6 protein-coding genes are annotated in these 6,163 nt (G+C 43.7%); all 6 read left to right on the top strand.

Annotated features, from left to right (window positions below; all coding sequences use genetic code 11):
* The first annotated feature begins 567 nt into the window (after positions 1-567).
* Positions 568-1,278, top strand: a complete 711-nt coding sequence (locus tag R6U02_RS03005) for a tRNA1(Val) (adenine(37)-N6)-methyltransferase (RefSeq protein WP_410262157.1) — start codon at positions 568-570, stop codon at positions 1,276-1,278.
* Positions 1,271-1,600 carry a GIY-YIG nuclease family protein gene (locus R6U02_RS03000; protein ID WP_410262156.1) on the top strand — a complete coding sequence of 110 codons (330 nt, stop codon included), beginning with the start codon at positions 1,271-1,273 and terminating at the stop codon, positions 1,598-1,600. Before R6U02_RS03005 ends, R6U02_RS03000 begins: the two co-directional genes overlap by 8 nt.
* The gene (rsmI, locus tag R6U02_RS02995) at positions 1,593-2,474 is read left to right on the top strand and encodes a 16S rRNA (cytidine(1402)-2'-O)-methyltransferase (protein WP_410262155.1); all 882 of its coding nucleotides are present in this window, start codon (positions 1,593-1,595) and stop codon (positions 2,472-2,474) included. The genes R6U02_RS03000 and rsmI overlap by 8 nt, the downstream gene beginning before the upstream one ends.
* A gap of 23 nt (positions 2,475-2,497) precedes the next feature.
* Complete coding sequence (locus tag R6U02_RS02990) at positions 2,498-3,331, top strand: hypothetical protein (protein WP_410262154.1); 834 nt, start codon at positions 2,498-2,500, stop codon at positions 3,329-3,331.
* 38 nt (positions 3,332-3,369) lie between these two features.
* Positions 3,370-4,320: an NAD(P)-dependent oxidoreductase gene (locus R6U02_RS02985; RefSeq protein ID WP_410262153.1), complete on the top strand. Its 951-nt coding sequence runs from the start codon at positions 3,370-3,372 to the stop codon at positions 4,318-4,320.
* A 233-nt stretch (positions 4,321-4,553) separates the two neighbouring features.
* Positions 4,554-6,163 (top strand): oligoendopeptidase F (pepF, locus tag R6U02_RS02980; RefSeq protein ID WP_410262152.1); only part of this gene is annotated, 1,610 nt, incomplete at its 3' end.

The following is a 6,163-nucleotide window of genomic DNA, read 5'->3' as shown; positions in this document are numbered from 1 at the left end:
CTTCGGCAAACTCAGGCAGAAAGTGCGTCGAGTGGACCGAAGACAGGGCACCTTCGGCAAACTCAGGTGGAAAGTGCGTCGAGTGAACCGAAGACAGGGCATCTTCGGCAAACTCAGGCGAAAAGTGTTTTGTGTGAACCGAATAGAGCGAAAATCAAATGATAAAAGGCGGCCATTTGCATATTTCCCCGGAAAATGGTATATTGTAAGGACGTTAAAAGTAAATATGAAATATAATATAAACACGTTTTAAAGAAATTTATTCAAACTGGCGCAGCTATGGAGTTGTAAGGACACGATAGAGGTAGGGATCGTGTCGTATAAATGAGAAACTTAGTCATATTCATATGAATGGTAATACCCATGATTCACTTTAGAAATATTTATTTTTGATTATAGAAAGCCGCTCACTTGTGAGCGGCTTTTGTCAATTCTACAGTCTTTTTTAATTTATCAAAAAGAAGCAAAAAGCGATGATGTTTTTGGTATACTGAGTAAAATGATAATAAAGGAAGCAAGAGTATAGTGGAGATTCAATTAAAAAACGATGAACGCATCGATCAGCTGATGCAATACGATTTAGAAATCATACAAAGTCCGTCTGTCTTTTCATTTTCTCTTGATGCAGTCTTGTTAGGCGATTTTGCTAAGGTCCCTAAACATAACCGGGCCAGGGTCGTTGATTTGTGTTCGGGCAACGGCGCAGTGGCATTGATGCTGAGTCAAAAAACCAAGAGTAAAATAATAGCCTTGGAACTACAGGACCGGCTCGTCGATATGGCGCAGCGAAGCATCCAACTGAATCAGTTAGAGGATCAAGTCGAGATGATCCACGGTGATGTCAATGAAGCAACGACGCACATTAAAAAGGATTCAGTGGATGTACTGACCTGTAACCCACCTTATTTCATTGTGTCGGATGCGAGCCGGAAAAATCCGAATGAACATCTAGCTATCGCCAGGCACGAACTGCATCTGACGCTGAGAGAGTTGATGACTGTTTCCGCAGGCTTGCTTAAAACTAAGGGGAAAGCCTATTTCGTACACAGACCTGAACGGTTTCTGGAGATCATGGACGAAATGCGGGCCGTCGATCTGGCACCTAAACGCATCCGGTTTGTCTATCCTAAACCAGATAAAGAGGCCAATATGATACTGATAGAAGGCATCAAACAAGGGAAAGAAACTGGGCTGAAAATCCTCCCGCCTTTATATGTGTTTGATGATAATGGGGAGTATTTTCCAGAAGTGAGAAGGATGATCTACGGCGATGAGTGAGGCACAAACGAGTTACTTTTATGTTTTACACTGTAAAGACGGGTCGCTGTACGGTGGTTATACCACTGATTTAACCAGACGACTGAAAGAACACAATGACGGAGTCGGGGCCAAATACACGCGGCCTAAACGTCGTCGCCCGTTAAGCATGCTCTACGCTGAAGCGTATGCCACCCGCAGCGAAGCGACCAAAGCAGAAGCCGCGTTCAAAAAGTTGATACGTAAACAAAAAGACGATTATTTAAAACAGCACGGTGTTGAATTGCCATTTAGGCAGCAAGCCACGTGTGTAGTGAAAGAGGTGACAGGCAAACATGATTGAGACACAAAAGAGTTTCGAAAAGCAGGAGACGGGGATATTATATCTAGTTCCGACACCCATCGGTAATTTAGAAGACATGACCTTTCGGGCGGTCAACATCTTGAAAGAGGTCGATCTGATCGCCGCAGAGGATACCAGAAACACACAGAAACTGTTGAATCATTTTGAGATCTTTACGCACCAGATCAGTTTTCACGAACACAATTCAAAAGAACGGACACCACAGCTCATTGATAAACTCCTCAACGGGTATTCGATCGCTCAAGTGAGTGATGCCGGGATGCCTTCGATAAGTGATCCGGGAGTCGATCTGGTGAAAGCGGCGATCGAAGCGGATATCTCCGTCGTTCCGTTACCCGGACCGAATGCAGCCTTGACAGCCTTGATCGCATCGGGCCTATCTCCACAACCGTTTTACTTTCTAGGCTTTTTACCGCGCAAGAAAAAAGAGTTGATCGCCGAACTGGAAGAACTGAATAAGAGGCAAGAGACACTTGTCTTTTACGAATCACCGCATCGTGTCAAACAAGTGGTCGAAGCGATGAGTGACGTCTTCGGCGCTGAAAGGAAACTGGTGCTTGCGCGTGAAGTAACCAAGCGGTTCGAAGAATTTATTCGTGGAACCACTGAAGAAGTGGTCGATTGGTTGAATAACGAAAAAATACGGGGAGAATTTGTGATCATCGTGGAAGGCAATGAACACGCCGATACCGAAGAAGACAAAGTTTGGGAAAAGTGGACATTAAAAGAACATGTCGAATTCATCATGGAGAATTACTCTTTTTCCAGCAAACAGGCAATAAAAGAAGTAGCCCTATTAAGAGACATACCAAAGCGTGAAGTATACGCTGCATATCATGAATTGGACAGTTAAACAGATAGAGGGGGAAATCCATAATGAAAAACAGAAAATATATTATGCCGCTCGTTGCCCTAAGTTTCGGTTTGGCAGCATGTCAGGCTGATGAGACAGAAACAAGCACGCCCACCGAAGAAAGCTCAACCGAAAATGACTCAAGTACAGATAAGGCAACATCTGAGCTCGTTGATGAGGAAGAAATCCCGACCGAAGGAGAACCCGCTGACCCGCAGTATGCCTTACTGGAGCAAGCTAAAGACGAATATTATAGCGGAGAACTGGATGCCGCAGCCGGAACGTTATCCAGACTGCTTCAAAACGATTTATCAGACAATGAACTCTTGAAAGCTGAAGCAGAGGATCTGAAAGAAGAAATCAGTCAGCAGCAGACAGAAAATGCCAAAGAAACAACCGAAAGTCACGTGACCTCAGAGTATCCAGAAGAACGTCAATCAACACTGTTAAGTGAAGAATATGAGGCAGCCAAGGAACAGTCTCTTTCAGAAGCGACAGACGAAGAGTTGGGATCGTTTTTAACTGAGAAAGAAGTGCAAAAAAATGAACCGGTAGTGGATGCAGAAGCAACGGATGAATCAGAAACAACCGAAAAAATTGCTATGACAAAAGAGGAAGCCGAAAATCACGCTTTCGAACAGGTATTGGACCGCGCTGTAGTTGAAGGAGAAAATTACTTCTATTTTGTCAATTATGCACAAGAGAACTGGGTACAAGTCGAAGCGCGCGAAGCTGTCGAACAAGACGGTGTGGCGTTTTCTAATCTGATCGGTATTTATCGTTATAATGTCGTAACCGATGAAATGCAAAAATTAGATGTTATCACTGGAGAATACAACGCCATCGAGGAACAATAGCGTTACCGAGTGAAATCGAACTGAAGGAGAGGACGTTTGTGTCAGACAAATTATTGAGTTACATATCGTTAAATGATGAACAGCGAAAGAAAATAAACGAAACGGCACCTTCATATGAAATCATAGAGTCATTGAGCGAGGTTGAAGATATCTCTGAAGTAAAAGTTATTTACGGATGGGATAGAGACTTAGCTGCTGAACTGCTGAATAAAACTGAAAATAAGCTTGAATGGGTCCAACTTGCTTCAGCCGGAGTCGACTATGTTGATTTGAATAAACTTGAAGAGCTCGGCGTCACACTGACGAATGCGAGCGGTATCCACGGCCACGCGATCACGGAATCCATCTTTGGTATGATCTTGAATTACACGCGTCAAATCGGTCATTCCTTAATTATGCAGCGTCAGGGAAAATGGAGTCCGGCATCAGAAGCGACCGAACTCAATCAAAAAACCATGCTGATCGTCGGAACAGGGGCCATTGGTACGCAGACAGGAAAAGTGGCTCAAGCATTTGGGATGAAAACGATTGGTGTCAACAGAAGTGGACGTCCAGTTGAGCATATGGATGAACTCGTGACACAAGATCAGCTGGATGATGTGCTACCTCAAGCGGATTTCGTCATCAACATCTTGCCGCTGACTGATGAAACAGACGGTCTGTTCGATTTAGGGAAATTCAGAGCAATGAAAAGTTCCGCTGTTTTTGTGAATGTGGGACGCGGTCAGACGGTGGTCACTGCTGATTTACTCAAAGCGCTGGATGAGAACTGGTTGGAATATGCTGCCTTGGATGTCGTGCATGAAGAGCCCCTGCCTAAAAAGCATCCGATCTACAGCCGGAAAGATGTTCTCCTGACACCGCATATATCTGGAAGTCTGGAAGATTACAACGCGAGCGCCTTTCCGATTTTTCTGGAAAACTTACGTGCCTTTGTAAACGGACAGGAGATACCTGAAAATATTGTCGACTATGAGGCAGGCTATTAAAAAAGTATAAACGAATAACCGACCCTGAGGCATTGTCCAAGCGATGTATCAGGGTATTTTTATAACTGATTATGATTATAGAACGATGATAAAAGAACGAGTTTTATATCGGAAATTATTAAAAAAGTCTCACATTGCTGGGATAATCATGCTATAATACCGACATGAGCAATTTTTTTTTAGTAGATATGACACAACGTCATAAATTTGAAAGAATCAAAGGAGAGAAAAACATGTCAGAAAAAATACTAGATCGTTCAAGCGTTGCCGAAGACTTAAAATGGGACCTTAGTGCTATTTTTCCTAGTGAAGCAGCTTTTGAAGAAGCATTAACGGCATTGCCAAAAGAAGTTGAGGCATTTTCAACAAAATATAAAGGTAATCTCACAGATACAAATACAGTCATTGAGGCCATTAAAGAGTACGAAGACATCATAGCCAAAGCTTCACACCTGGGCCAATATGGGCGCTTGCCGGTATCGGTAGACATCTTTGACGGCGAAGCGTTGCAACAGGCACGCTTTACATCCAATGTGTTAGCCGGTGTCAGTGCTAAATTGAGTTTCTTTAAATCTCAAATCGAGGATCTAGATGAAAGCACGTTAGATTCTGTGGTTGCTAAAGAAGCAACTTATGCGGCCTTTATAAGACAAATAAAAAAATCCAAACTGGCTAAACTCGATCCGAATGTAGAAGAAGCCCTGGCGCAACTTTCACCAGTCTTTGAAGCACCTTCAGAAATTTTTGAACAAGCCCGTTCGGCAGATGCCGATTACGGCACATTCGAAGTGGACGGTAAGGAATACCCACTCAGTTTTGTTTTATATGAAGAAGTGTATATGTACTCGGATGATCCGAAAATCCGTCGGGCGGCTTACGACCAATTCAGTAAAGTTTTGGGTCAATATAAAAACGTTGTGGCGACCGGTTATTATACGCATCTTCAGAAAGAAAAAACACTGGCAACCATGCGTGGCTATGATTCGATTTTTGACTATTTACTTGAAAGTCAGGAAGTCGACCAGGAGTTATATCACCGTCAGATCGATATGATCATGACTGATTTTGCACCCGTCATGCGCAAATTCATCACGCACTTGAAAGACGTTCACGGTCTGGATAAAATGACCTATGCCGACTTGAAAGTGGACCTGGATCCGGACTACACCACACCGGTAAGCATTGAAGAATCGAAAGACCTTGTGAAGGAAGCCATGGCACCTCTCGGCGAAGATTACGTGAACATGATTTTACGCGCTTATCCAGAACGCTGGGTCGACTTTGCACAAAACAACGGGAAACGTTCCGGCGCTTTCTGTTCAACAACTTACGGCAAACATCCTTTTGTCATGGTGACTTATACAGGTCAATTAGCCGATGCCTATACCTTGTTCCATGAATTAGGACATGCGGGTCAGGGGATCTTATCAAATGAAAACAACCCGTTAACGAGTGCGCGTCCATCCTTGTACATAATCGAAGGACCGTCGACCTTTAATGAGTTGCTCTTAACGGATTACTTGAAAGACAAAGCGGAAGATCCGCGGATGGAACGTAATGTGCTATCTAAAATGATCTCAAAAACATACTTCCATAACTTTGTGACGCATTTACTTGAAGCCGCATACCAGCGTGAAGTGTACCGCTTGATCGATGCAGGCAAGAGTTTCGATGCCAACAAGTTGAGTGAATTACCGCGTGACGTCCTGGAAGAATTCTGGGGAGATTCAGTTGAACTGGAACCAGGCGCAGAGCTCACCTGGATGCGTCAGATCCACTATTACATGGGACTTTATCCATATACCTATTCAGCAGGATTGACGATTGCGACGCAGGCTTTCCT

This window comes from Alkalibacterium sp. (genome assembly GCF_046484155.1).
GTDB lineage: Bacteria > Bacillota > Bacilli > Lactobacillales > Carnobacteriaceae_A > Alkalibacterium.
The sequence above is the reverse complement of the archived record's forward strand: the minus strand, read 5'-3'. Positions and strand labels throughout refer to the sequence as shown.